The organism is Leifsonia sp. GW821-FHT13C09 (assembly GCF_058806435.1).
Genome location: NZ_JBXAPS010000001.1, coordinates 195,668 through 220,468 on the forward strand (window position 1 = coordinate 195,668; position 24,801 = coordinate 220,468).

Genomic DNA, 24,801 nt, shown 5'->3' on the forward strand with positions numbered 1-24,801 from the left:
GAATGTCGCGAAAGCACGCGCCATTCGCGCGATTCGTGGCGAAATGGTCCCGACGGTTGCTCGGCGACATTCGTGCCGAATGTCGCGAAAGCACGCGCCATTCGCGCGATTCGTGACGAATGTTCCGATGAGGGCTGGTGGACATTCGTGCCGAATGTCGCGAATGCGCCGCGGTTTCGCGCGATTCGGCACGAATCGCGCGGGGGCGTTACGCGGGGGTGAGCGCGGGAGTCGCGGCCGCGACGGTCGCGGCGATGCGGCGGACGGCCTCCACGACGGTCGTCGGGTCGCAGGCCAGGTTGATGCGGGCGAAGCCGCGGCCCGGCTCGCCGAACGCGAGCCCGGAGTTGAGGGCGACGCGTCCGGTGTCGATCAGTACGCGTGCGGGATCGTCGCCCAGCCCCGTCTCCCGGAAGTCCAGCCAGGCGAGGTAGCCGGCGTCGGGCCGGACCACCCGCACCGACGGTGCATGCACGGCGAGCTCGGCCTCCAGCAACCGGAGGTTCGTCACGAGCTGATCGAGGAGCCCGTCGCGCCAGCGCAGGCAGGAGAGCGCGGCGACGTTGGCGTGCAGGCCGAGGATGCTGGTGCGGGCGGCGAGCTCTTCCGGCAGCCGGGTGAGCAGGTCGGCCGTGGCCGGCTCTGCCGCGACGATGACGGCGCACTTGAGCCCGGCGAGGTTCCACGCCTTGCTGGCGGAGGTCACCGTGGCGGCGCGGGCGCCGGCGGCCCGGGCCACGGGCGCGAACGGGGTGAAGCGGGCGCCCGGGTGGGCGAGCGGAGCGTGCACCTCGTCGCTGATGACGAACACCCCGTAGCGGGCGGCGAGGCGGGCGAGCGCCTCCAGGCTGCGCCTGCTGTGACATCGGCCGGTCGGGTTCTGCGGGTTGCAGAGCAGCATCGCGTCGGCGCCCGCGGCGAAGGCGGTCTCCAGTCCGTCCAGGTCGAGCGCCCAGCCGGCGTCCTCGCGCAACGGGACTGTGATCGCGACGGCGTCGGCCTCCTCGATCATCTCGAAGAACGGCGGATAGACCGGGGGCGTCAGCACGACCCGGCCGCCGGACTCCGGCAGCACGAGCCGCAGCGTCTCCACCACGCCCACGGTCACGTCAGTGGCCAGGTGCACCCACTCCGGGTCGACGCCCCACGACCATGAGCTCCACGCGAAGTCCGCGAACGCGGGCGCGAGCGGGCCGGCCGAGTCGAGGTAGCCGGTGTCGGAGTTGCGGAGGGTCTCGGCGACCCTGTCGAGGATCGCCGGCTCGACGTCGAAGTCCATCTCGGCGACGAAGACCGGGAGGACGTCCGCCGGGTAGCGGCGCCACTTGATGCTGGAGCGGGACGCGAAAAGCTGCTCCAGGGGGCGGGCCGGTGCGAAGCTCATCGCCCCAGGATGCTGCACGGCGGGGGCGAGCGCATCCGGGCGCGTCACGGAACGTAAGGTACGGGTCTCGACGCGCGGTCTCGCGCGGGTCGGCGACCTGAGGCATCCCGGGTCAGGCCATGGGATAGCGCGGAGCGAATACCGTACTGGCACGGATTCTGCGGTTCCGGGGCGTCGATAGCGTTCGAGTCATGACGGACCTGACCGGTGCCCTGCCTCCCGAGACGAACCGCTTCGCGTGGGTGCGAACGCTGCTCCCGCGGATCGTGATCGGCTCGCTGATCGCCGCCGCCCTCGTCGGCGTGTACGCCGTGATCATCGGGCGGTGGGACGACACCTGCTGGCGGCTGATCGGCACGATCGCGCTGCTGGTGTTCTTCTCGCTGGTGTCCTGGTACGACGCGGACGTCTCCGCGCGCCGTGCGTCCTGGTTCGGAGCCGTGTCGGTGACGCTGTCGGCCTTCCTGCTGCTCGACGGGCTGGTGAAGCTCTGGTCGCCGGCGCTGGACGGGTCGCCGGGCTTGGACGGCGGGCCGGGCGCACCCGAAGCGCCCGGCACGTCCTCCTGGGGCTTCCTGGGCTGGATCGCGCTCGTCGTGGTGGTGCGGCTCGGCCTCCTGCACATCCACCTGGTGCTGAACACCCAGCGCCGCTTCACCGGGCCGATCATGTCGAAGGTGACGGTCTGCACGCTGGTACTGGTCGGCGCGCTGACGGTGGGGCTGGCCGCGCCGCTCGTGTTCGATCGCGTGGAGTTCTCGGAGGGGTACTGGCGGCTGGTGGCCGCGATCGCGATCCTGGACGCGCTGGGGACGATCCTGATCCCGTTGACATACACCCTGTTCGGGCCGAAGGCGGGGAAGCGCAGGGGAGTGGGGGCGGCCGCGTATACGCCCACTGCTGCCGCTGCGCCCGCTGCTGCCGCTGCGCCCGCTGCTGCCGCTGCGCCGGCTCCTGCCGCTGCTCCGGCTCCCGCCGTTGCGCCCGTTCCGGCCGCCGCTCCCCCCGCGTCGCCGTCCGCGTACCCGAATGTGCTGACGCCGACCGGCGGGTATCGCCTGGAGTGGCCGCGCTACGTCAACGGCACCCCGCTGCCGGCGAGGCCGGACGGCTCGCCGGACTTCACCGGCGTGATCGGGTACTGAGCCGCGGATGCAGGCGGATCAGGCCCCCCGGCGACGCCTCGCGCTGCACCTGATCTGGGTCTTCCCACTGGTCGTGGCGTTCAGCGTCGTGCCGTTCGTGATCGCGGCGTTGTCCTGGTGCGGCATCAGCGGCTGCTCGGGCGGCGGGTGGGGCCGGGACGTCAGCGAAACCTGGCTGGCGATCCTCGCCTGCTGTGTCGCGGCCGTCGCGCTGGCGCTGCCGTTGCTGTTCATCCCCTGGGTGCGTCGGCGTGCGATCAGGATCCCGGTCGGGATCGGCTCTGGACTGGCCTGGGGGTATCTGATCGCGGTGGTCTCGCACGGAGAAGGCCCGTGGTTCACGCCGTGAACGGGGATGGCTTCGAGCGCCGACGAAAAAGCCCCCGGCCGATCCCGGGGGCTTACGTGGTGGGCGATACCAGACTCGAACTGATGACCTCTTCCGTGTGAAGGAAGCGCGCTACCAACTGCGCCAATCGCCCGTGGGTTCGCGGCCGGGGATTCCGGCTGCGAGACTCGATACTAGCCGACGCCGGCCCCGCTTTGCACATCGGCCCCGCGCGCCGGGCGTTGCGTCGTGCGACACACCCGGCCGGCGCGTCCGGTTTTGTCATCGGACCGCGGATCGGCTAAAGTCATTCAAGTGCCGCGGGAGACCGGGGCGCGAAATGCGGATGTAGCGCAGTTGGTAGCGCATCACCTTGCCAAGGTGAGGGTCGCGAGTTCGAGTCTCGTCATCCGCTCGAGTCGGCCTGGTATCTCTGGATTCCAGGCCTCTCGAATACGGTACGGTTCTTCCGTGTTGTGGCTTCGGTGGATTGGCCGAGAGGCGAGGCAGCGGCCTGCAAAGCCGTATACACGGGTTCGAATCCCGTATCCACCTCGATCCTGAGTAACTCAGGCTCTGGGCGATTGGCGCAGCGGTAGCGCGCTTCCCTGACACGGAAGAGGTCACTGGTTCGATCCCAGTATCGCCCACCAACGAAACCCCCGGTATGACCGGGGGTTTTCTCGTTTCGCCTCCCATCCCGTGCTTCCCCAGCCTGGTCCGACGCGGCACAGTTCAGCGGGCACAGGGTCCCGCTTGAATCGTGATGGGACGTATGGCCCTGTCACGGTTCCGCATCCGACGACAGGCTCCCTTTCATCCACGCTGCGGAATGGGGAGGCCTGCGGGATTCCGGCCTCATCACAGAATCAGAGTTCCGATCGAAGCGGCAGGCCGTCATCGACAGTCTGTGAGGTAGCCCCCACGTGGACGATTCCCTGGTGCCAGAGGCGCCGAATGCGACTGGAGGAAGCGAAATGAAGGCTCTCGTGTACAACGGCCCGGGTCAGAAGAGCTGGACCGAGATGCCGGATCCTGTGATCCAGCATCCGACCGACGTGATCGTGAAGATGGCCGCAACGACGATCTGCGGCACAGACCTCCACATCCTCAAGGGGGACGTGCCCGAAGTGGCCGTAGGCCGCATCCTCGGTCATGAGGGCATCGGCGTCATCACGGAGGTCGGATCGGGTGTCACACAGCTCGCCGTCGGCGACCGTGTCATCCTGGCCTGCGTCAGCTCCTGCGGCGTGTGTTCGAACTGCCGCAAAGGCCTCTACAGTCACTGCCTGAACCCGGAGGGCATCCCGGGGATCGGGTGGATCTTCGGTTACATGATCGATGGCACGCAAGCCGAATACGTTCGGGTGCCGTTCGCCGAGAACTCCGTGTACAAGGTGCCGGATGGCGTCACCGATGCCGAGGGCATCCTGCTGTCCGACATCCTCCCCACCGGTTTCGAGATCGGTGTGCGATAGGGAACGTCCAGCCAGGCGACGTGGTCGCCGTGGTCGGAGCGGGGCCGGTCGGGCTCGCAGCGGTGATGACGGCGCAGCTGTACGGTCCCTCCCAAGTCGTCGCCATCGACCTGGACGATGCGCGACTGGCTCGCGCCGCGGACTTCGGCGCCACCCACACCGTGAATTCCGGCCGCGCGGATTGGAAGGAGCAAGTGCTCGCCCTCACGGATGGCGCCGGCGTCGACGTCGCGATCGAGGCGGTAGGCATCCCTCAGACGTTCACGATGGCGGTCGACATCGTCCGGCCCGGCGGACACGTAGCCAATATCGGTGTCCACGGAAAGCCGGTCGAACTCGCGCTCAACAAACTCTGGATCCGCAACATCACCATCTCGACCGGGCTGGTGAACACCAACACGCTCGGGATGCTGCTGAAACTGGTCAGTCAGCATCGCCTGCCCGCGGACAAGTTCGTCACGCACCGGTTCAGCTTCGATCAGCTGACCGACGCATATGAGGTGTTCGGGAACGCCGCCGAACACGATGCGCTCAAGGTTCTCATCCAGAGTTAGGTCTTCTCGCCACCGGGTTGCTTTCACCGGTCGTCCGCAGGGGCCAAGGCTCGACCGCGCGGCCGGTCGCTTCGGTTCGCCGGGGTAGCCGCAGCAGTGTCACATCCGGCCGGCCGGTTGCAGCTCGTCGGCGACCGACGCCGCCCAGGCCTCGATGACGGGCCATTCACGGAAGTCGCCTTGAGGGAGGATGTCGCGGATGGCCGGCATCCACGCGAAGAGACGGTCCGATCCGCGGAGCTTGTCGTGGTCGAACGCCCCCCGGAAGACCTGCATGCCGCGGGGATGGAGAAGCTCGGAATACGTGGCGAACTGCTTGGGCTCCGCGGCCTTGAGGACGTCGTGGCCGTCCTTGTCGACCTGCTCCGTGCCGACCGGTCCGCTGCTGAACAACCAGACCGGGTGGGCAGCCAGCTCGTCGACATTTCGGCGGACGAACCGGCGGGCGGCTTTGCGCCAGTTGAACTCGTAAGTGGCGGAGCCGACGACATACGCGTCGAAGCCGGTCACCTGGTCGAGGTCTTCGCAGCGGCGGACCTCGACGTCGAGACCGTGGTCCCGGAGGACCGTCCCGATGCGTTGCGCGATGCCCTCAGTTGCTCCGTACTTGCTCGCGTAGGCGATGAGCGTTCTCATGGCGTATGCCCTCTCGACTGACGTATTCAGGTCTGCGATGAGCGGCACGGTACGGGGACTGAGTGTCCGGTGCACAGGGTCGAAAGTCACAAGGCGTTCGCTCTGAGCGCGCCGCGGATCGGATCCGGGTGCCGGCGTCACCCACGGCGTCACCGAGGGTGGCGACCGGCACCGACGTCGGTACGGCCGCCGACCCAGGTACTCAACGAGGACACAGCCTGGAGAGTTCCACCCGCCCAGAGGCCGAAACGCTCGACGTCCGGCGCGAGCACGCCCGACCCCTCCACCTCATCAGCGGGAGCCCGCTCCGCAAGTTCCGTCACGGCCGCCCAGTAGCGGTCTGCGCGTTCGGCGGTCACCTCCGGCCCACGTCCACGACGTCGACGATCGTGCCGTACTCCTCCGTGAGCTGCGCCGTCGCGACGCAGCGCACCGGCCGGACGTCTCCGTCCCGCAGCCGCTCCGCACGGCCCAGGGTGATGTGCGGACGGTACCCGTCGTGCCAGTACTCGGGCTCGTCGGCGACGAAGCCGGGCAGACGCTCGACGGCGGCCGCGAGCGCCTCGTGCACGCCGGGGAACGGGCCGGGTTCGACGAGCTGGACCGGGATGTCATGGTGCGGACCGAACAGCGCGCGCCCGGCCAGCCGCGCCTCGACGGGCAGGGCCGCCAGCGCGCCGCGGACCACCTCGATCACCTGTTCCGGCGATGCCTCGACCGTGAAGTTCGAGACCAGCGTCACGTGCGCGGGCCACGCCGAGCGGGGGATCGCGGCGCCGACCTCTGTCGGTGCGAAGAGGGCGACGACGGCGTACCCGGTCACGGTCGCCTCACCGCGCATCCGCGATCACCTGGTCGATCCAGCCCTGTCGCGGCGCGGGCCAGCAGGAAGCGCTCGCCCTCGCGGATCACCGCCGTGACGGCGGGGGCAGCAGGAAGTCGATCACTCGACGGAGTGCTGACCGGCCAGGTCGGAGAAGTCGGTCCCGTCGGCGTTCTCGTGGCGGACGAAGCTGCTCGGCGCCGGCAGGCCGGAGGTGCGCTGGGCGTTCTGGATCTCCGGGAGGGCCGTGAAGTCGCGTGCCCCGTCGGAGTCGCGCCAGAGGTTGTAGACGGTGAGCCCTCTGTCGGTGGGCAGCGTCACGGAGGAGATCGCGCCGAAGCGTGGAGCATGCTCGGCCACCACAGGGTCGAAGTGCTCCCGCTTGGCGGCGAGCAGCTCATCCGGATCGCCGTCCAGGGTGTGGATCGTGAAATACATGTCCGCCCTCCCGTCCAGGAGTATAACCAGGGCCCGGCGTCGGGTCCGCCCCTAGTCGCGCACCCCCGCATACCGCATCAGCGTCGAGTCCCGCCGCACGAACCCCACCGACTCGTACAGCGCGATCGCCGCCCGGCGGCTCGGTCGTGAGGTCAGGTCGAGCGTCCGGAGCCCCTGCGCCTCGGCGAGCTCGATGATCGCGGTCAGGAGCCTGCGGGCGACGCCCCGGCCGCGGTGCGCGTCGTCCACCACCACGTCATCCACGTGCCCGCGCCAGCCGGTCGCCAGCGGGAAGGACACCAGTGTCGCCATCCCGGCGACCGCGCCGTCCACACGCGCGACGAGGAGGTCCGTGCCGGGGTGGGCCAGCATGGCCAGCACCCGGTCCTGGTCGAACGTGGACGAGCGGGACAGTTGCGGCAGCAGCCTGCGCAGGGCGGCCAGGTCGGTGCTGTCGAGTGCGGTCGGGATGTCGATCTCGATCGTGGTCATGCTCTCCACCGTAACAACCGCGTTTCGTGCTGCTCCCTCGCTGCCCGTCCGTCCGCTCGGATGAGAGTCAGCCGGAGGCCACCCGGCTTTCCTGAACGGATTCTCAGAGAACCATGCTTGGTCTACCCCCGTTCACAGGGGTTTGATAGCCCTGCGCCGACCAGCGCATCCATCGCATCGGTGAAAGGACATCCATGCGCACGACAACCAGAACCCTCAGGGCCGCAGCCGTCACCACCGGCGCGGCCCTTCTCTTTGCCGCGGTGGCCGCGTCGCCCGCCGTCGCCGACTCCGGCAGGAACGCCCTGCCCGGCAGCCAGCCGGCCTGGGCGAACGCGAAGGCGCTCCGCTCGGCGGCCCCTGCGACCGACACGGTCGACCTGCGGGTGTACCTGCCGTGGCAGAACCAGGCCCAGGCGGAGGCGACGGCGCTCGCCGTGTCCACGCCCGGCTCGGCGAGCTACCGGCGCTACCTGACGCCGCAGCAGTTCCGCCAGCAGTTCGCGCCGGCGCAGTCCAGCGTGGTGGCGGTGCAGCAGTTCCTGCGCAAGGCCGGCTTCTCGATCGTGGACACGCCGTCGAACAACCGGTACGTCTCGGCCGAGGGAACCGTGGCGCAGGCGCAGAGCGCGTTCGGCGTCACGCTCGGCGAGTACGACGCGTACGGCACGACGCTGCGCGCGCCGGAGTCGGCGGTCACGATCCCAGCGTCGCTCACCGGGATCGTGGAGAGCGTGGCGGGCCTCGACCAGGGGGCCGATCTCATCGCGCCGACCAACACCACCGGCAACGGCACGACGAACGGCAACGGCCCGAACCAGGTCCACGGCGCACCGTCCGCGGGCTTCCGCGCCGGCCAGCCCTGCTCGCTCTGGTACGGCGAGAAGACGGTCGCGATGCCGAATGCTCCCGCCTACGGCACCAGCAGCAAGCCGATCGCCCCCTGCGGCTACACGCCGGCGCAGGTGCGCGGCCTCTACGGCCTCGACACGGTCGCCGCGACGGGAGCCGGCCAGACGGTCGCCTTCGTCGGCGCGACCGCGAGCCCGACGCTCGTGCAGGACGTGACGAAGTACAGCAGCCTGCACGGCCTCCCGGCACCGAAGATCACGCAGATCGTGGCGCCGGGCGTGTACAAGCACCCCGACACCCCGAAGCAGACGCCCGGCGACTTCTACGGCGAGGAGACCCTCGACGCGGAGGCCATCCACACGACGGCGCCGGACGCCAGCCTGCTGTACGTCGGCTCCTCGAACGCGCGTCAGGACTTCGACGCGTCGGTCAACCACATCGTCGACAAGCACCTGGCGAGCATCCTCTCGATCAGCTACGGGTTCGCGGGGGAGGCGGTGCCGCAGGGCTACATCAACAGCCTCAACAACACCTTCATCCAGGCGGCGGCCACCGGCATCGGCGTCTTCGTCTCCAGTGGCGACAGCGGTGACGAGGTCAAGAACTTCGGTTCGCCCCAGGTCGACTTCTATGCGGACAGCCCGTGGGTGACCGCGGTCGGCGGCTCGTCCGCCTCGGTCGTACCCACAGCGGCGGCGCCGACCGGCCTCAGCTACGCCTCCGTCGACGACCCGTCCTCCGCCCTCAACACGAGCGGCTGGAAGCGCTCGTTCGAGGTGGGCTGGCAGACCGGGCTCGACTCCGTGACGCCGACGGCGACCGACCACCTGTCGGGAGCCCCGTACGAGCTGGACGGCACGTTCAAGACGGCCCTTCCGGGCGGCTTCAACGGCGGTGGCGGCGGAGGCGTGAGCAAGGTCTTCGCCCAGCCGTCGTACCAGGCGGCGGCGGTCGGCTCGGCCTCCGGGAGGCTGGTGCCCGACATCAGCGCCCTGGCCGACCCGAACACGGGCCTGCTCGTCGGGCAGACCCAGGCGTTCAGCGACGGCACGTACTACGACGAGTACCGCATCGGCGGCACCTCCGTCGCGGCGCCGCTGACCGCGGGCATCGCCGCCGTGGCCAACCAGGTCGCCGGCTCCCCGCTCGGGTTCCTGAACCCGCGCATCTACGGGGCGTACTCGGCGGGAGGCTCGGCCTACTACGACGTCGACCAGGCCGACCTGTTCGGCTCGGCGCTGCCGAGCGTCCTCCGCGTCAACTACCTCAACAGCGAGAACGCCGCCGGCGGTCTCAGCTACAGCCTGCGGACGCAGGAGACGCCGAACCAGACGCTCCACAGCATCAAGGGCTACGACACCGCCACCGGAGTTGGGACGCCGAACGGCGCCTCCTTCTTCGCGGCGATCACCAAGTAGCGCGTCCCTCGCAGTGCCGAGTGCCCCCTCCCGGACGGGAGGGGGCACTCGTGCCGACTAGAGTTGACGCATCCCATTGGAATACGACTCTAGGAGTGGACAGGTGGCCGACGGCTTCGAGCTCTTCACCGACCGTTCCGTTGTCGCGATGCGCGTCAACGGTGAGCTGAAGGATCTCGCGACGACCGTCACGACCACCGACACCGTCGAGCCGGTCACCATCGACTCTCCCGACGGCCTGAGCATCCTCCGCCACTCCACCGCCCACGTCCTCGCGCAGGCCGTGCAGGCGATCAACCCGGAGGCCAAGCTCGGCATCGGGCCGCCCATCACCGACGGCTTCTACTACGACTTCGATGTGGCCGAGCCGTTCACCCCCGAGGACCTCAAGGCCCTCGACAAGGAGATGGCGCGCATCGTCCGCGCGGGCCAGCGGTTCATGCGCCGCGTCGTGACCGACGACGAGGCGCGTGCCGAGCTCGCCGGCGAGCCGTACAAGCTCGAGCTGATCGGGCTGAAGGGCTCCGGCGCGGAGTCCGGCGGCGGCGACGAGTCCGTCGAGGTCGGTTCCGGCGAGCTGACCATCTACGACAACGTCGACCCGAAGACCGGCGAGACGGTCTGGAAGGACCTCTGCCGCGGCCCGCACGTCCCGAGCACCCGCATGCTCGGCAACGGCTGGGCGCTGACCCGGGTGGCGGCCGCCTACTGGCGCGGCTCGGAGAAGAACCCGCAGCTGCAGCGCATCTACGGCACCGCGTGGCCCAGCAAGGACGAGCTGCGCGCGTACCAGACCCGCATGGAGGAGGCCGCCAAGCGCGACCACCGCAAGCTCGGCGCGGAGCTCGACCTGTTCAGCTTCCCCGACGAGATCGGCTCGGGCCTGGCGGTGTTCCACCCCAAGGGCGGGATCATCCGCAAGGAGATCGAGGACTACATGCGCGATCGGCTGATCGCGAACGGCTACGAGGTCGTGAACACGCCGCACATCACCAAGGCGCACCTCTTCGAGACCAGCCAGCACCTCAACTGGTACAAGGACGGCATGTTCCCGCCCATGCACCTGGACGAGGAGCGCGACGCCGAGGGCAACATCACCCGGCAGGGGCAGGACTACTACCTGAAGCCGATGAACTGCCCGATGCACAACTTGATCTTCCGGGCCCGGGGGCGCAGCTACCGCGAGCTGCCGCTGCGGCTGGCCGAATTCGGCACCGTGTACCGGTACGAGAAGTCCGGCACGCTCTCCGGCCTCACCCGGGTCCGCGGCCTCACGCAGGACGACGCGCACATCTACGTGACAGAGGAGCAGATCAGGGACGAGGTCGCGCGCCAGCTCGACTTCGTGCTGGAGACCCTGCGCGGCTACGGCCTCACCGACTTCTACCTGGAGCTCTCCACGAAGGACCCGGAGAAGTACGTCGGCAGCGACGAGAGCTGGGAGACCGCGACCGAGACCCTCCGCGAGGTGGCGATCGCGTCCGGGCTGGAGCTCGTGGACGACCCGGGCGGGGCGGCGTTCTACGGCCCGAAGATCTCCGTGCAGGCGCGCGACGCGATCGGCCGCACCTGGCAGCTCTCGACGGTCCAGCTGGACTTCAACCAGCCGGAGCTGTTCGAGCTGGAGTACAACGCGGCCGACGGCACCCGCAAGCAGCCGGCGATGATCCACCGCGCGCTGCTCGGGTCGATCGAGCGGTTCTTCGCGATCCTCCTGGAGCACTACGCGGGCGCCTTCCCGGTCTGGCTGTCTCCGGTCCAGGTGGTGGGCATCCCCGTCGCCGACAACTACGCGCCGTTCCTGGACGAGGTGATCGCACGGCTGCGCGCCCGCGGCGTCCGCGCCGAGGTCGACCACTCGGACGACCGCATGCAGAAGAAGATCCGCACGCACACCAAGGCGAAGGTGCCCTTCCAGCTCATCGTGGGCGAGGAGGACGCGAACGCAGGCACGGTCAGCTTCCGCTTCCGCGACGGCACGCAGCGCAACGGCGTGACCGTGGACGAGGCGATCGAGCGGATCGTCGGGAGCATCGAGAGCCACGAGCTGGTCGAGACGGCATGGCCCGCCTGAGCCTCGAGGACTACGCGGACCACGGTGGCGAGCAGAGCGGCGAGCAGAGCGGCGAGCAGAGCGGCGAGCAGAGCGGCGGGGACGTCGGTGCGGAGGGCATCCGCATGGACGACCCGTCGCACCTCGCCGGGGTGCCGGACGAGTTCCAGCGGCTGTGGACCCCGCACCGGATGGTCTACATCCAGCACGGTCAGCAGCCCGGCAAGGACGACTGCCCGTTCTGCGTGGCGCCGAGCCTGAGCGACGAGGACGCGCTGATCGTGGCACGCGGCGAGCACGCCTTCGCGCTGCTCAACCTGTTCCCGTACAACAGCGGTCACCTGCTGGTCTGCCCGTACCGCCACATCGCGAACTACGACGAGGCCACGCCGGAGGAGGTCGCCGAGATCGGCAGAATCACCCAGACGGCGATGCGCGTCATCCGCGAGGTCTCTCGCAACGACGGCTTCAACATCGGGATGAATCAGGGGGTGGTCGCGGGCGCCGGCATCGCGGCGCACCTGCACCAGCACATCGTGCCGCGCTGGGCGCAGGACGCGAACTTCTTCCCGATCATCGCGAAGACCAAAGCCCTGCCCCAACTCCTCGGCGAGGTGCGGCAGGCCATCGCCACCGCCTGGCCGAAGGCCTAGGCGGCAGCGATTCGTGGCGAATGTCGACTCTCGCGCGGCGAGAGTCGACATTCGGCACGAATGTGCGCGCGTCAGCGCAGCTGCGTGACCGTGAACTGCTCGCGCGGGTGAGCGTAGGACTCCTGCGACTCCACGAGCTGGAGTTCGCGGTCGCCCGACGCGAGTGTGTTCACGAGCAGGTCGTACACGCTGGACACGGTCTTGCTCAACGCGGAGGCCGCGTCGCCGGATCCCGCCCGGCGCGACGCCAGGTAGTGCGCGGTGAACAGCGCCGCCGTCACATCGCCCGACCCGTTCGCCTTCAGGGCCAGCCGCGGCGTCTGCACGATCCACGCGCCCGCGTCGTCCACCGCCAGCATCTCGATGGTGTCCTCCGGCTGGTCGGGCCGCTCCACGCTCGTGACCAGGACGGTGCGCGGCCCCATCGCCCGCGCGGCGTCGACCGCGGCGAGCGTGGACTCCAGGTCGCCCGGCTCCGTGCCGGTGAGGTAGCCGAGCTCGAACTGGTTGGGCGTGATGATGTCGGCGACCGGCACGACCTTCTCGCGCAGCAGCTCCGGGATCGCCGGCGCGACGAAGCAGCCGGACTTCGCGTTGCCCATCACCGGGTCGCAGGCGTACGCCGCGTCCGGGTTGGCGGCCTTGACCCGGGCGACGGCGTCCACGATCACGTCGCCGATGCCCTCGCTGCCCTGATATCCGGACAGGACGGCGTCGATCGTCCCGAGCACGCCGCGCTCCTCGATCCCGGTGATCACCGCGCGCACGTCGTCCGGGGCGATGAGCGGCCCGCGCCACGCGCCGTAGCCGGTGTGGTTGGAGAAGTTCACGGTGTAGACGGGGAGCACCTCCACGCCGATGCGCTGGAGCGGGAACACGGCGGCGGAATTGCCCACATGACCGTAGGCGACGGCGGACTGGATGGAGAGGATACGCATCCTTCGATCCTGTCAGATCAGGGCCGGGGCACCGACCGCTCGGCGGCCTCCACGAGGTCGTCCACGAGCCTGTCCGCCTCCTCCTCGCCGAGGTCGTGCACCGTCAACCGCAGGTGGTGCGACGGCGCCGGCCGGCCGCCGAGCAGGAACTCGTCGCCCGTGCGCGCCAGCCAGCCGCGGCGCATCAGCCGATCGGCCACGAGCCGCGCCTCGACCGGCAGCGCCACCCACAGGTTGAGGCCGTCGCCGGCCTCGGTCGGGAGGCCGCGCGCGCTCAGCCGCGCCGCGAACGCCGCGTTCTGCGCGGCGTAGTGCCGACCTGCCTCCGCGACCTCGCCCAGCACCGTGGCGTCGGTGAGCTGCGCGAGCACCAGGCGCTGGAGGATGTGGCTCACCCAGGTGGTGCCGGGGCTGAGCCGGAACGCGAGGCGGTCGGCCGTCTCCGCGTCGGTCGCGGCGATCGCCAGGCACATGTCCGGGCCGAGGAACTTCGACACCGAGCGGACCAGCGCGAAGCGGCGGTGCCCTGGACCGATCAGCGTCTCGTACGGACGCTGCGACAGCATGGAGAAGTGGTCGTCCTCGATGACGAGCACGTAGGGATGGTCGGCCAGCAACTCGCGGAGGGCGGCGGCGCGGGCGGGGGAGAGGGTCGCCCCGGTCGGGTTCTGGGCGCGCGGCGTGCAGATGATCGCGCGCACGCCGGCGTCGAGCGCCGCGCGGAGGCCGTCGACGGTCATCCCCTCGGCGTCCACCGGCACGGGCACCGCGCGGTAGCCGCCGTGCCGGACCGTGTGGATGCTGGCGAGGAAGCAGGGGTCCTCGAGCGCGACCGCGTCATCGCGCAGCAGTGCCTGGGCCAGCAGCCGCTCGACGGCGTCGACGGCCCCGTTCGTCACGGTGATGCGGAGGCCGGGGCCGGGTTCGAGGTCGCGGAGGTCCTCCCGCACCCACGCCAGCGCCCGTGCCTCCAGCGCCGGGTCGATCACCGGCTCGCCGTAGAGCACCGGTCGCCCGGTCGCGCGGGCCAGGGCCGACGAGAGATCGGGGATCCGCTTCGGGTCCGGGTTGCCCGTGCCGACGTCGCGGAGGATGCTGTCGGCCGCGTAGCCCTCCTGGGCGACGGCCTCGACACCCGCGATGACCGTGCCCGCCCGGCCGCGCGCCACGACCACGCCGGCTTGCGCCAGCAGCCGGTAGGCGGCGACCGCCGTGTTGCGGTTGATGCGCAGCTGGGCGGCCAGCTCGCGCACCGGGGGGAGGGCGTCGCCGCGGCGCAGGGCCCCGCGCTCGTGCAGCGCGCGCACGCTCGCCGCGATCTCCGCCGCAGTCGTGCCCGTGATGACCTGTTCGTCCATATCCGCTCCCCGGCGTCGAGTCTAACCAGCCTCTGAGAGGATGCTATCGTTCGGCATAGGCCAAAACAGTTTTTGTACCGCACGAGAGGGCGATCATGACAGTCACAGAACAGGGCACCGCCACGGGGTCGAGCCGGGTCAAGCGCGGCCTGGCCGAGATGCTGAACGGCGGCGTCATCATGGACGTCGTCACACCGGAGCAGGCCCGCATCGCCGAGGACGCCGGCGCCGTCGCCGTGATGGCGCTGGAGCGCGTCCCAGCCGACATCCGCGCGCAGGGCGGCGTCGCCCGTATGAGCGACCCCGACCTGATCGAGGCGATCATCGCCGAGGTCTCCATCCCGGTCATGGCGAAGGCCCGCATCGGCCACTTCGTCGAGGCCCAGGTGCTGCAGGCGCTCGACGTCGACTACATCGACGAGTCCGAGGTGCTCTCGCCCGCCGACTACGTCAACCACATCGATAAGTGGCAGTTCACCGTCCCGTTCGTCTGCGGCGCCACCAACCTCGGTGAGGCCCTGCGCCGCATCAACGAGGGCGCGGCGATGATCCGCTCCAAGGGCGAGGCCGGCACCGGCGACGTCTCGGAGGCCACCAAGCACATCCGCAAGATCACCTCGGAGATCAACGCGCTGAAGTCGATGACGAAGGACGAGCTCTACGTCGCCGCCAAGGACCTCCAGGCCCCGTACGAGCTGGTGGCGGAGATCGCCGAGACCGGCAAGCTCCCCGTCGTGCTGTTCACCGCGGGCGGCGTGGCCACCCCGGCCGACGCCGCGATGATGATGCAGCTCGGCGCGGATGGCGTCTTCGTCGGCTCGGGCATCTTCAAGTCGGGCAACCCGGAGCAGCGCGCGGCCGCGATCGTCAAGGCCACCACATTCTACGACGACCCGCAGGTCATCGCCGAGGTCTCCCGTGGCCTGGGCGAGGCGATGGTCGGCATCAACGTCTCCGACCTCGCCGCGCCGCACCGCCTCGCCGAGCGTGGCTGGTAACGCGGACCCGATGCCGTCGACAGCGACCGGCCCGCGCGTCGGCGTCCTGGCCCTGCAGGGGGATTTCCGCGAGCACCTCGCGGTCCTGCGGGGCCTCGGCGCCGACGCCGTCCCCGTGCGCCGGGCGGAGGAGCTGGAGCGGATCGACGGCCTGGTCATCCCGGGCGGCGAGTCCAGCGTCATGGACAAGCTGTCGCGCGCGTTCGGCGTCGCCGAGCCGCTGAAAGCGGCGATCGCCGGCGGGCTGCCGGTGTACGGCACCTGCGCCGGGCTGATCATGCTCGCGGACGCGATCGTGGACGGAATCGCGGGTCAGCAGAGTCTCGGCGGCCTGGACGTCGCCGTGCGCCGCAACGCGTTCGGCTCGCAGGTGGACTCGTTCGAGACCGACCTCGACATCCCTCAGCTCGGCGACGAGCCGGTGCACGCGGTGTTCATCCGCGCCCCGATCGTCGAGAGCGTGGGGGAGCGGGCGACCGTGCTGGCGCGCGTTCCGGACGGCCGGGTCGTCGCCGTCGAGCAGGGCGACCTGCTCGGGACGTCGTTCCACCCCGAGATCACCGGCGACACGCGCTTCCACGCGTACTTCCTGGAGAAGGTGCGGGCACGCGTCGCCGGCCGGGTGGACGCCGCGGTCTGAGGATGGTGCGGCCTCGCCGCGGTCGCCTATGATCGCGGCGTGCCGACGCCTCCTGCTGAACGGCCGCCGTTCCGGGTCCCGGTCGGCACCGCGGCCAACCCCGTCTTGGAGCAGGACGCGCTCGCCCGCCTGATGGCGCTCGGCGCTTCGGAGGAGTTCGCCGTCGGGGACACGCTGTTCCGGGCCGGCGACGAGGAACTCGACTTCTTCGTCATGGAGTCGGGCCGGGTCGACATCGTCCGCGAGGCGACCGCGGACTCGCCCGCGCGCGTCGTCGCCGAGTGGCAGGCCGGCGAGTTCCTCGGCGAGCTGAGCATGCTGACCGGCCAGGCGTCGCTGCTCACCGCCCGGATCGTGGAGCCGAGCCGGGTGCGGCGCGTCCCCAATGCGGTCTTCAAGCAGCTCATGTCGAACGACGGGGAGCTGTCGGAGATCCTGCTCGCTGCCTTCCGCGGCCGCCGGCGTCTGCTGATGGCCGCCGCCGACCGCACCACGCAGATCTTCGGGACGGAGGGCTCCGCCGCGGCCCTGGCGCTGCGCCGCTACGCCGCGCGCATGGAACTGCCGCACCGCTGGACGGACGTCTCCACCGACGCGGGCCGTGCGGCGCTGGAGGCTTCCGAGCACGCCGGGCTCGACCTCCCGCTCGTCGTGTCCCGCGGCGCCGTGATCGCCGCGGCCACCCCGCTCGCCCTCGCCGAGGCGGTCGGCCTGGCGTACCGCTACCGCGACGGCGACGAGTTCGACCTGGTCGTCGTCGGCGCCGGACCGGCCGGCCTCGCCGCCGGGATCTACGGCGCCTCCGAAGGGCTGCGCACCCTGGTGCTCGACGCCCTCGCGCCCGGCGGCCAGGCCGCGGCCAGCTCGCGGATCGAGAACTACCTCGGCTTCCCGTCCGGTGTCTCGGGCGCCGAGATCACCGAGCTGGGCCTCGTGCAGGCGCTGAAGTTCGGCGTGCGGTTGTCGGCGCCGGCCGAGGTCACCGGGCTGGCGCCGCGCGAAGGAGGCCACGAGCTGACGCTGGCGGAGGGCGACGCGATCCAGGCACGCGCGATCGTCGTGGCCACCGGCGCGCGCTACCGGCGGCTGCCGCTGGAGCGATGGCCGGAGTTCGAGGGCGGAAGCATCTTCTTCGCGACGACCGAGTTGGAGGCCAGGACCGTCGCCCGCCGGCCCGCGGTCGTCGTGGGCGGGGCGAACTCGGCCGGCCAGGCCGCCCTGTACCTCGCCGAGCTCGGCAGCGATGTGGCCATCGTCGTCCGCGGACCGGATATCGCGACCAAGATGTCCAGCTACCTGGTCGACCGGGTGCGGTCGCACGAGCGGATCACCGTGCACACGTCGTCGGACGTGACGGCGCTGCACGGAGGCGACCGCTTGGAGGGCGTCACCCTGACCTCCTCCGCCACCGGCGACACCGAGCGAGTCCCCGCGGCGGCACTGTTCTGCTTCGTCGGCGCGGAGCCGCAGGCATCGTGGCTGAGCGGTGCGGCGGTGGACGGCAGCGGCTTCCTGCTGACGGACGTGGACCTCCCGGCGGCGGCCGACGCCGGCCGGGGGCCGCTTCCCTTCGAGACGAGCCTGACCGGGGTGTTCGCTGCGGGCGACGTGCGGCACGGCTCGATGAAGCGCATCGCTGCTGCGGTCGGGGAGGGCGCGAGCGCGGTCGCGTCGGTGCACAGGGCGCTCGCGGCGCAGTAGCGCTTCCGCTTCGGGGTCCCGTCCGCTTGCCGCGCCGCCTTCGCGCCGGCCGCGTCTTCGGGAGGCCTAGGGCCGAGGCATTATTATGGACAGGTTCAACAGCAACTCGAGGGAGCACCAGTGTCCGGGCATTCCAAGTGGGCAACGACCAAGCACAAGAAGGCGGTCATCGACGCCCGCCGCGCCAAGTCGTTCGCCAAGCTCATCAAGAACATCGAGGTGGCGGCGAAGACCGGCGGCGCCGACCTGTCCGGCAACCCGACCCTGGTCGACGCGGTCCAGAAGGCCAAGAAGACCTCCGTCCCCAACGACAACATCGACCGCGCGATCAAGCGCGGCGCCGGCCTGACCGGCGAGTCCATCGAGTACACGACCATCATGTACGAGGGCTACGGCCCTGGCGGCGTCGCCCTCATGATCGAGTGCCTCACCGACAACAAGAACCGCGCCGCCGCCGAGGTCCGCACCGCGATGTCGCGCAACGGCGGCACCATGGCCGACCCGGGCAGCGTGGCCTACAACTTCCACCGCAAGGGCGTCATCGTCGTCCCGCACGCCGACGGCGTCGACGAGGACACCGTCCTCACCGCCGTCCTCGACGCGGGAGCCGAGGAGGTCACCGACCGCGGCGAGAGCTTCGAAGTCCTGACCGAGGCCACCGACCTGGTCGCCGCGCGCACCGCGCTCCAGGAGGCAGGCATCGACTACGACTCGGCCGATGCCGAGTTCGTCGCCACGGTCAACGTGGAGGCCGACGCCGAGCTGGCGCGCAAGGTCTTCCGCCTCATCGACGCCCTGGAGGACTCGGACGACGTGCAGAACGTCTACACGAACCTCGACCTCACGCCCGAGGTGCAGGCGCAGCTCGAAGACGACGAGTAAGGCGCGCACATGACGATCCGGGTGCTCGGCATCGACCCGGGTCTCACGCGCTGCGGTGTCGGCGTCGTGGACGTCCGGCCCGACAGGAAGGCCGCCCTGGTGGAGGTCACGGTCATCCGCACGCCGGCGGACATGCCGCTGGAGCAGCGGCTGCTGGCGGTCGGCACCGGGATCGACGCGCTGCTCGACGCGCACCGCCCTGACGTGGTGGCGATCGAGCGCGTCTTCGCCCAGCACAACCTCCGCACGGTGATGGGCGTCGCCCAGGTGAGCGGGGTGGCACTGCACGCCGCCGCTCGCCGCAGCCTCCCGGTCGCGCTGCGCACGCCGAGCGAGGTCAAGGCGGCGATCACGGGGTACGGCTCGGCCGACAAGAAGCAGGTGCAGGCGATGGTCGCGCGCATCCTCGGGCTGGCGGAGGCTCCGAAGCCGGCGGACGCCGCGGACGCGCTCGCCATCGCGATCTGCCACGCGTGGCGCGGCGCCCCCGCGGCCGACGGGGGAGCTGCGGGCGCGGCTCCGCGCGGCGCCGCTCAGACCCCGGCGCAGGCCGCATGGCTCGCCGCGGAGCGCTCAGCCCGGACGTCGGCCGTTCCCCGTAGGCTGGCCAGGTGATCTCCTCCCTCCGCGGCACCGTCCTCTCCGCCAGCGGCGGCACCGCTGTGATCGAGGTGGGCGGGGTCGGCTTCTCCGTCACGCTCACCCCCGACCACGTGCTGTCCCTGCGCGTCGGCGAGGAGGCGTTCGTGTTCACCTCGCTCATCGTCCGGGAGGACGCCCTCCAGCTCTTCGGCTTCGAAGACCTCGAGCAGCTCCAGGCCTTCGAGCTGCTCAACGGAGTGTCCGGCGTGGGCCCCAAGTCCGCGATCGGCGTGCTGTCGGTGCTCAGCCCCGACCAGGTCGCGGACGCGGTCGCGGCCGACGACGACGCGCCGTTCCGCAAGGTCTCCGGAATCGGCCCCAAGACCGCCAAGCTCATCGTCGTCTCGCTCGCCGGCAAGCTCGCCGCCGCCCGCCGGGCGCCCGCCCGCGCGGTGAAGGCGAAGGGCACGCCGTCAGCCGTCCCCGACAGCGTGATCGTCGCCCTGGTCGGCCTCGGCTGGCCCGAGAAGATCGCGGCGGAGGCCGTGTCCGACGTCGTCGCCGAGACCGACGAGAGCGCGCGCGACTCCGTCCAGGCCCTGCTGCGGCTCTCGCTCGCGCGCCTCGGCCCGGCCGGCGCCGGCGCGGCGAGCGGGGCGGCCCGATGAGCGACGACCTCACCGCGCCCGAGCTCGAGTCGGAGTCAGAACTCGCCTTCGAGGGCGCGCTGCGTCCGCGCACGCTGGCCGAGTTCGTCGGGCAGGCGAAGGTCCGCGGCCAGCTCCAGCTGCTGCTGACGGCCGCGAAGATGCAGGAGCGCACGGCCGACCACATCCTCCTGGCCGGCCCTCCCGGACTGGGCAAGACCACGCTCGCCATGATCGTCGCGCACGAGAGCGAGCGGCCGCTGCGGCTCTCCAGCGGCCCCGCCATCCAGCACGCCGGCGACCTCGCGGCGCTGCTGTCGTCGCTGACGCCGGGGGAGGTGCTCTTCATCGACGAGATCCATCGAATGGCGCGCTCGGCGGAGGAGATGCTCTACCTCGCGATGGAGGACTTCCGGATCGACATCATGGTCGGCAAGGGCGCGGGCGCCACCTCCATCCCGCTCGACCTCGCCCCGTTCACGCTGGTCGGCGCGACGACCCGCTCCGGGCTGCTGCCGAACCCGCTGCGCGACCGCTTCGGCTTCACCGCCCACCTGGAGTTCTACGATGAGGGCGAGCTGACCCAGGTGCTCACCCGCGCGGCAACGATGCTCGACTTCGAGATCGACCGGGAGGCGCTGGCGGAGATCGCCGGCCGCTGCCGCGGGACCCCGCGCATCGCCAACCGGCTGCTGCGCCGGGTGCGCGACTACGCGCTGGTGCACGGCGGCCGCGCCGACGTTGCGGCCGTGCAGGCCGCGCTGGAGCTCTACGACGTGGACCCGCTCGGCCTCGACCGCCTCGACCGCGCCGTGCTGCACGCCATCCTGGAGCGCTTCGAGGGCGGCCCGGTGGGCCTCAACACCCTCGCGGTGTCGGTCGGCGAGGAGGCGGAGACCATCGAGTCGGTCGTCGAGCCGTTCCTGGTCCGGATCGGGCTGCTGTCCCGAACGCCGCGCGGGCGCGTCGCCACGCCGGCGGCCTGGCGGCACTTCGGACTGGCCGGCCCGCGACTTGGCGGCGAACGGCAAGGGCACTCACAGCAACCGTCCCTGATGGATGACATATAATTCAAGCTGGCCATTCGCGCCACACCCCCTTGACTTCACCGGAAGGTTCGGCTTACTTCATGGATCCGTTGACCATTGTGATGGTCGTCATTCTGGCGGCCCTCGTCTTCTTCATGTTCCGCAACAGCCGCAAGCGGCAGAAGGAGCAGGCGGAGACGCGTTCGAAGATGGTGCCCGGCGCCGAGGTGATGACCAACTTCGGCCTGTACGGCACGCTGCTCTCCGTCGACGAGGACGACAACACCGCCGTCATCGAGACGAGCCCGGGCCACGTCGTGAAGGTGCACCGCCAGGTGCTCGCCCGCGTCGTGGAGCCGAAGACCACCGAGACCGGCGACACCGAGGTCGCGGGCCCGGAGCTCAACGAGGACCACGCCATCCCGGCCGACTCCTCCGCTCCGGAATTCGGCGAGCGGCTGGACGACGCGCCGAAGAAGCCCGGCGCGAAGAGCGACGACTGATAGCATCCCTGTGCTCCGCGCGCCGAGAGGGTGCGCGGATCGCTCGTAGAAAGCTGAGTTCCTAGGTGGCAAAGTCGACCCCGGTCAAAAAAGCCTGGCGTTCGTTGACGTGGCTCGGTCTCATCGTGGTGGTCCTCCTCGGGACCCTCACGGCCGGTGTCCTGTTCAGCAATGCGACGTGGCTGCCCAAGCTCGCCCTCGACCTCGAGGGCGGCACCCAGATCATCCTCGCCCCGCAGGTCGAGAACGGTCAGTCGGTGCAGCAGCAGCAGCTCGACCAGGCGGTCTCGATCATCCGCCAGCGCATCGACGCGTCGGGTGTCTCCGAGGCGCAGATCTCCACCGAGGGCTCACGCAACATCGTTGTGTCGCTGCCGGGCAAGCCGGACCAGCAGACGCTCGACCGCGTCAAGGCCAGCGCGCGACTGGACTTCCGTCCCGTGCTGCTGACCAGCGGCCCGACCAACCAGGTCGTGGGCGCCGACGGCAAGTCGACCCCCGCGCCCAGCCCGGCGCCCGGTCTGCAGTCCACGCCGTCGACCAAGCCGACGAACGGCAGTGACCTGGCCTGGGTGACGCCCGCGCTGAAGGCGGAGTTCGACGCCTTCTCGTGCGACGCGAACAAGAACAAGGACCTCAGCGCCGCTCCGACGGACAAGCCGCTGATCACCTGCGACGACAACAACACGGTCAAGTACCTGCTCGGCCCGGTCGAGGTGAAGGGCCAGAACATCTCCGACGCGAGCGCCGGCATCGAGCAGAGCTCGCAGGGCGTCAGCACCGGCCGGTGGGTCGTCAACATCGTCTTCGACTCGACGGGCACCAAGCAGTTCGCCACCGTGACCACTCGCCTGAACGCCCTCCAGGGCGCGCAGAACCAGTTCGCGATCGTCCTGGACGGCCGGGTCATCTCGGCGCCGACCACCAACGCGGTGATCACCGACGGCAAACCGCAGATCTCGGGCAACTTCACCGAGCAGAGCGCCAAGACGCTCGCCGACCAGCTCAAGTTCGGCGCGCTGCCGTTCAGCTTCAAGGTGCAGAGCCAGGACGACATCTCGGCCACGCTCGGAACCTCACAGCTGATCAGCGGTCTCATCGCCGGTCTGATCGGCCTGATCCTGGTCGCGATCTACACGTTCTTCCAGTACCGCCTGCTCGGTCTCGTCACGATCTTCTCGCTCGTCGTCGCCGGCGCGCTGACCTGGCTCACCATCTCGCTGCTGTCCTGGCACTACGACTACCGGCTCTCGCTCGCGGGCGTCGCCGGCCTGATCGTCGCGATCGGCTTCACGGCGGACTCGTTCATCGTCTACTTCGAGCGAATACGAGACGAGTTGCGCGACGGGCGCAGTCTCGAATCCGCGGTGGAGGCCGGCTGGGGCCGTGCACGCCGCACCATCTACGCGTCCAAGGCCACCAACCTCCTGGCGGCCGTGGTGCTGTACGTGCTCGCCGCGGCCAACGTGCGCGGCTTCGCGTTCACGCTCGGGCTCACGACGATCATCGACGTGATCGTGGTGCTGCTGTTCACGCACCCGACGCTCCAGCTGCTCGCCAAGACGCGGTTCTTCAGCAGCGGCCACCCGCTCTCCGGCCTCGATCCCGAGGCGCTGGGCGCGGTGTACCGCGGTGCGGCCCGGTTCCGCGCCCCGAAGCCCGAGCTGGTCGGCGCCGGGAAGGCCGCCCGCAGCAGCGGAGAGGCGGCCCGCCGCCAAACGATCGCCGAGCGCAAGGCGGCGGAGCTCGCCTCCGCCTCGACCTCCTCGTCCTCCGATCGATCGTCCGAGGGGAAGGACAACTGATGGCCAGCCGCCTCACCAAGTTCGGAAACGACCTCTACACCGGGGCGCGCTCGTTCGACTTCGTCGGCAAGCGCAAGATCTGGTACAGCATCGCGATCGTGATGGTCGTGCTCTCCATCCTCATCCCGGTCGTCAAGGGCGGGTTCAACTTCTCGATCGAGTTCCGCGGCGGATCGCAGTTCCAGATCAGCCAGGTGCAGAGCACCGACACCGCCAAGGCGCAGAGCGCCGTGGCGAGCGTCGTGCCGAACGCCGTCTCGCACGTCAGCGTCGTCGGCAACAACGCCGTCCGGGTGCAGACCGACCAGCTCTCCGACACCCAGACCAAGGCCGTGGCCGACGCGCTGGCCAAGGCGTACGGCGTCCCGTCGTCCGAGGTCTCGTCCACGTTCATCGGTCCATCGTGGGGTGCGGACGTGACCCAGCAGTCCATCCAGGGCCTGGTGGTGTTCCTGCTGCTGGCGTTCATCGCGATGGCGCTCTACTTCCGAACGTGGAAGATGTCGGCGGCTGCGATCATCTCGCTCTTCCACGACCTCATCATCACCGCGGGGATCTACGCCCTCGTCGGCTTCGAGGTGTCGCCCGCGACGATGATCGGCTTCCTGACGATCCTCGGCTACTCGCTGTACGACACGGTCGTGGTGTTCGACAAGATCCGTGAGAACACGCGCGAGGAGCTGGAGCTCACTCGACGCACGTTCCCGGAGGCGGTCAACCTGGCGGTGAACCAGACCCTCGTCCGCTCGATCAACACGGCCGTGGTGGCCGTGCTCCCGGTCGCGTCGATCCTGTTCATCGGCGCGTACGCCTTCGGCGCCGCCACGCTGCGCGACATCTCGCTCGCGCTGCTCATCGGCATCATCGTGGGCACCTACTCGACGATCTTCCTGGCCGCCCCGATGTACTCGCAGTTCCGCGAGGGCGAGGCCGCGATCAAGAAGCACGACCAGAAGGTCCGTTCGATCCGGCCCAAGGCCCAGGTCGCCACTACCGAGCCGGTTCCGGCGGAGTAGCGTCGGCGCATGAGCGGTCACTACCTGTCGGAGGACGAAGTGAGTGCCGCGCGTGCGCGCGAGCTCGTCGACGCGGGAGCGGCCTGGCTGCTCGACGTCCGCGAGGTTCACGAGTGGGAGTCCGGCCACGCGCCGGCCGCCCACCACATCCCGATGGGGGAGCTGGGCCTGCGTCAGCACGAACTGCCGGAGGACCAGCAGATCCTGGTGATCTGCGCCGTCGGCGGCCGGTCTCGGCGGGTGACCGACGCCCTGCTGCAAGCGGACTATCCCGCCGCGAACGTCGCGGGCGGGATGCTCGCCTGGCAGGCGTCGGGTGGCCCGGTCTCCTCGCCAGGCGACGGTGGGGAACCCGCGTCCGACCCCGGCCGGCCCCCGGGAGCGTCCGCCTGAGCGCCGATCGCGCCGCCCCCGTGACCGGGAGGGCGCGAACAGCGGCGATAATGGAC

The 24,801-nt window shown here is 70.2% G+C and carries 23 protein-coding genes, 4 tRNA genes and 1 pseudogene; 20 read left to right on the forward strand and 8 right to left on the reverse strand.

Going from position 1 to position 24,801, the window contains the following annotated elements:
• Positions 1-208 precede the first annotated feature (208 nt).
• Positions 209-1,432, reverse strand: coding sequence for a MalY/PatB family protein (locus AC1ROW_RS00900; RefSeq protein WP_493017006.1), 1,224 nt, complete (start codon positions 1,430-1,432; stop codon positions 209-211).
• Between the two features lie 143 nt (positions 1,433-1,575).
• Here AC1ROW_RS00900 and AC1ROW_RS00905 point away from each other — a divergent pair, with 143 nt between their 5' ends.
• Positions 1,576-2,529 carry a hypothetical protein gene (locus AC1ROW_RS00905; protein WP_493017007.1) on the forward strand — a complete coding sequence of 318 codons (954 nt, stop codon included), beginning with the start codon at positions 1,576-1,578 and terminating at the stop codon, positions 2,527-2,529.
• A 7-nt stretch (positions 2,530-2,536) separates the two neighbouring features.
• A complete protein-coding gene (locus AC1ROW_RS00910; protein ID WP_493017008.1) occupies positions 2,537-2,878 on the forward strand; it encodes a hypothetical protein in 342 nt (113 codons plus the stop codon).
• Between the two features lie 57 nt (positions 2,879-2,935).
• Here the strand turns inward: AC1ROW_RS00910 and AC1ROW_RS00915 are convergent.
• A tRNA-Val gene (locus tag AC1ROW_RS00915) sits at positions 2,936-3,011 on the reverse strand.
• Between the two features lie 188 nt (positions 3,012-3,199).
• On the opposite strand from AC1ROW_RS00915, the gene AC1ROW_RS00920 reads away from it, so the two are divergent.
• The 4 genes and pseudogenes from AC1ROW_RS00920 to AC1ROW_RS00935 all read left to right on the forward strand — a co-directional run bounded on the left by AC1ROW_RS00920 (position 3,200) and on the right by AC1ROW_RS00935 (position 4,889).
• Positions 3,200-3,272: transfer RNA gene (locus tag AC1ROW_RS00920), tRNA-Gly, on the forward strand.
• 69 nt (positions 3,273-3,341) lie between these two features.
• Positions 3,342-3,412, forward strand: a tRNA-Cys gene (locus AC1ROW_RS00925).
• A gap of 23 nt (positions 3,413-3,435) precedes the next feature.
• Positions 3,436-3,510: transfer RNA gene (locus AC1ROW_RS00930), tRNA-Val, on the forward strand.
• Between the two features lie 324 nt (positions 3,511-3,834).
• Positions 3,835-4,889, forward strand: a pseudogene (locus AC1ROW_RS00935) (zinc-dependent alcohol dehydrogenase family protein).
• A 99-nt stretch (positions 4,890-4,988) separates the two neighbouring features.
• Here AC1ROW_RS00935 and AC1ROW_RS00940 read toward each other — a convergent pair.
• The 4 genes from AC1ROW_RS00940 to AC1ROW_RS00955 form a co-directional block, all read right to left on the reverse strand.
• Positions 4,989-5,525 carry a flavodoxin domain-containing protein gene (locus AC1ROW_RS00940; protein ID WP_493017009.1) on the reverse strand — a complete coding sequence of 179 codons (537 nt, stop codon included), beginning with the start codon at positions 5,523-5,525 and terminating at the stop codon, positions 4,989-4,991.
• Positions 5,526-5,880: 355 nt separating this feature from the next.
• Positions 5,881-6,366 (reverse strand): 2'-5' RNA ligase family protein, encoded by a 486-nt coding sequence (locus AC1ROW_RS00945; protein WP_493017010.1) that lies wholly within the window; start codon positions 6,364-6,366, stop codon positions 5,881-5,883.
• 102 nt (positions 6,367-6,468) lie between these two features.
• The gene (locus tag AC1ROW_RS00950; protein WP_493017011.1) at positions 6,469-6,786 is read right to left on the reverse strand and encodes a hypothetical protein; all 318 of its coding nucleotides are present in this window, start codon (positions 6,784-6,786) and stop codon (positions 6,469-6,471) included.
• Positions 6,787-6,837: 51 nt separating this feature from the next.
• Entirely contained in the window at positions 6,838-7,278 is a 441-nt protein-coding gene (locus tag AC1ROW_RS00955) for a GNAT family N-acetyltransferase (protein ID WP_493017012.1), read from the reverse strand.
• Positions 7,279-7,472: 194 nt separating this feature from the next.
• On the opposite strand from AC1ROW_RS00955, the gene AC1ROW_RS00960 reads away from it, so the two are divergent.
• The 3 genes from AC1ROW_RS00960 to AC1ROW_RS00970 all read left to right on the forward strand — a co-directional run bounded on the left by AC1ROW_RS00960 (position 7,473) and on the right by AC1ROW_RS00970 (position 12,254).
• Positions 7,473-9,548 (forward strand): S53 family peptidase, encoded by a 2,076-nt coding sequence (locus tag AC1ROW_RS00960; protein ID WP_493017013.1) that lies wholly within the window; start codon positions 7,473-7,475, stop codon positions 9,546-9,548.
• A gap of 103 nt (positions 9,549-9,651) precedes the next feature.
• A complete protein-coding gene (gene thrS / locus AC1ROW_RS00965; protein ID WP_493017014.1) occupies positions 9,652-11,622 on the forward strand; it encodes a threonine--tRNA ligase in 1,971 nt (656 codons plus the stop codon).
• A gap of 104 nt (positions 11,623-11,726) precedes the next feature.
• Positions 11,727-12,254: an HIT family protein gene (locus tag AC1ROW_RS00970; protein WP_493018334.1), complete on the forward strand. Its 528-nt coding sequence runs from the start codon at positions 11,727-11,729 to the stop codon at positions 12,252-12,254.
• Positions 12,255-12,325: 71 nt separating this feature from the next.
• On the opposite strand, the gene pdxY is transcribed toward AC1ROW_RS00970, so the two are convergent.
• Both pdxY and AC1ROW_RS00980 read right to left on the reverse strand, forming a co-directional pair.
• Positions 12,326-13,192 carry a pyridoxal kinase PdxY gene (pdxY, locus tag AC1ROW_RS00975; protein WP_493017015.1) on the reverse strand — a complete coding sequence of 289 codons (867 nt, stop codon included), beginning with the start codon at positions 13,190-13,192 and terminating at the stop codon, positions 12,326-12,328.
• A gap of 17 nt (positions 13,193-13,209) precedes the next feature.
• Positions 13,210-14,550, reverse strand: a complete 1,341-nt coding sequence (locus AC1ROW_RS00980; protein ID WP_493017016.1) for an aminotransferase class I/II-fold pyridoxal phosphate-dependent enzyme — start codon at positions 14,548-14,550, stop codon at positions 13,210-13,212.
• Positions 14,551-14,645: 95 nt separating this feature from the next.
• On the opposite strand from AC1ROW_RS00980, the gene pdxS reads away from it, so the two are divergent.
• From pdxS to AC1ROW_RS01035, 11 genes are all read left to right on the forward strand, one after another.
• Positions 14,646-15,548: a pyridoxal 5'-phosphate synthase lyase subunit PdxS gene (pdxS, locus tag AC1ROW_RS00985; RefSeq protein ID WP_493017017.1), complete on the forward strand. Its 903-nt coding sequence runs from the start codon at positions 14,646-14,648 to the stop codon at positions 15,546-15,548.
• 10 nt (positions 15,549-15,558) lie between these two features.
• Positions 15,559-16,188 (forward strand): pyridoxal 5'-phosphate synthase glutaminase subunit PdxT, encoded by a 630-nt coding sequence (gene pdxT / locus AC1ROW_RS00990; protein ID WP_493017018.1) that lies wholly within the window; start codon positions 15,559-15,561, stop codon positions 16,186-16,188.
• A 39-nt stretch (positions 16,189-16,227) separates the two neighbouring features.
• Positions 16,228-17,889: an FAD-dependent oxidoreductase gene (locus AC1ROW_RS00995; RefSeq protein ID WP_493017019.1), complete on the forward strand. Its 1,662-nt coding sequence runs from the start codon at positions 16,228-16,230 to the stop codon at positions 17,887-17,889.
• A 120-nt stretch (positions 17,890-18,009) separates the two neighbouring features.
• On the forward strand, positions 18,010-18,771 hold the full coding sequence (locus AC1ROW_RS01000) for a YebC/PmpR family DNA-binding transcriptional regulator (RefSeq protein WP_179605738.1): 762 nt from the start codon (positions 18,010-18,012) through the stop codon (positions 18,769-18,771).
• Positions 18,772-18,786: 15 nt separating this feature from the next.
• Complete coding sequence (ruvC, locus tag AC1ROW_RS01005) at positions 18,787-19,386, forward strand: crossover junction endodeoxyribonuclease RuvC (RefSeq protein ID WP_493018335.1); 600 nt, start codon at positions 18,787-18,789, stop codon at positions 19,384-19,386.
• A complete protein-coding gene (gene ruvA / locus AC1ROW_RS01010; protein WP_493017020.1) occupies positions 19,383-20,021 on the forward strand; it encodes a Holliday junction branch migration protein RuvA in 639 nt (212 codons plus the stop codon). Before ruvC ends, ruvA begins: the two co-directional genes overlap by 4 nt.
• Positions 20,018-21,070 carry a Holliday junction branch migration DNA helicase RuvB gene (gene ruvB, locus AC1ROW_RS01015; protein WP_493017021.1) on the forward strand — a complete coding sequence of 351 codons (1,053 nt, stop codon included), beginning with the start codon at positions 20,018-20,020 and terminating at the stop codon, positions 21,068-21,070. The genes ruvA and ruvB overlap by 4 nt, the downstream gene beginning before the upstream one ends.
• A 59-nt stretch (positions 21,071-21,129) precedes the next feature.
• Positions 21,130-21,531, forward strand: coding sequence for a preprotein translocase subunit YajC (yajC, locus tag AC1ROW_RS01020; RefSeq protein ID WP_493017022.1), 402 nt, complete (start codon positions 21,130-21,132; stop codon positions 21,529-21,531).
• Between the two features lie 65 nt (positions 21,532-21,596).
• Positions 21,597-23,336: a protein translocase subunit SecD gene (gene secD / locus AC1ROW_RS01025; protein WP_493017023.1), complete on the forward strand. Its 1,740-nt coding sequence runs from the start codon at positions 21,597-21,599 to the stop codon at positions 23,334-23,336.
• Positions 23,336-24,352: a protein translocase subunit SecF gene (secF, locus tag AC1ROW_RS01030; RefSeq protein WP_493017024.1), complete on the forward strand. Its 1,017-nt coding sequence runs from the start codon at positions 23,336-23,338 to the stop codon at positions 24,350-24,352. The genes secD and secF overlap by 1 nt, the downstream gene beginning before the upstream one ends.
• Positions 24,353-24,361: 9 nt before the next feature.
• A complete protein-coding gene (locus AC1ROW_RS01035) occupies positions 24,362-24,745 on the forward strand; it encodes a rhodanese-like domain-containing protein (RefSeq protein WP_493017025.1) in 384 nt (127 codons plus the stop codon).
• Positions 24,746-24,801 lie beyond the last annotated feature (56 nt).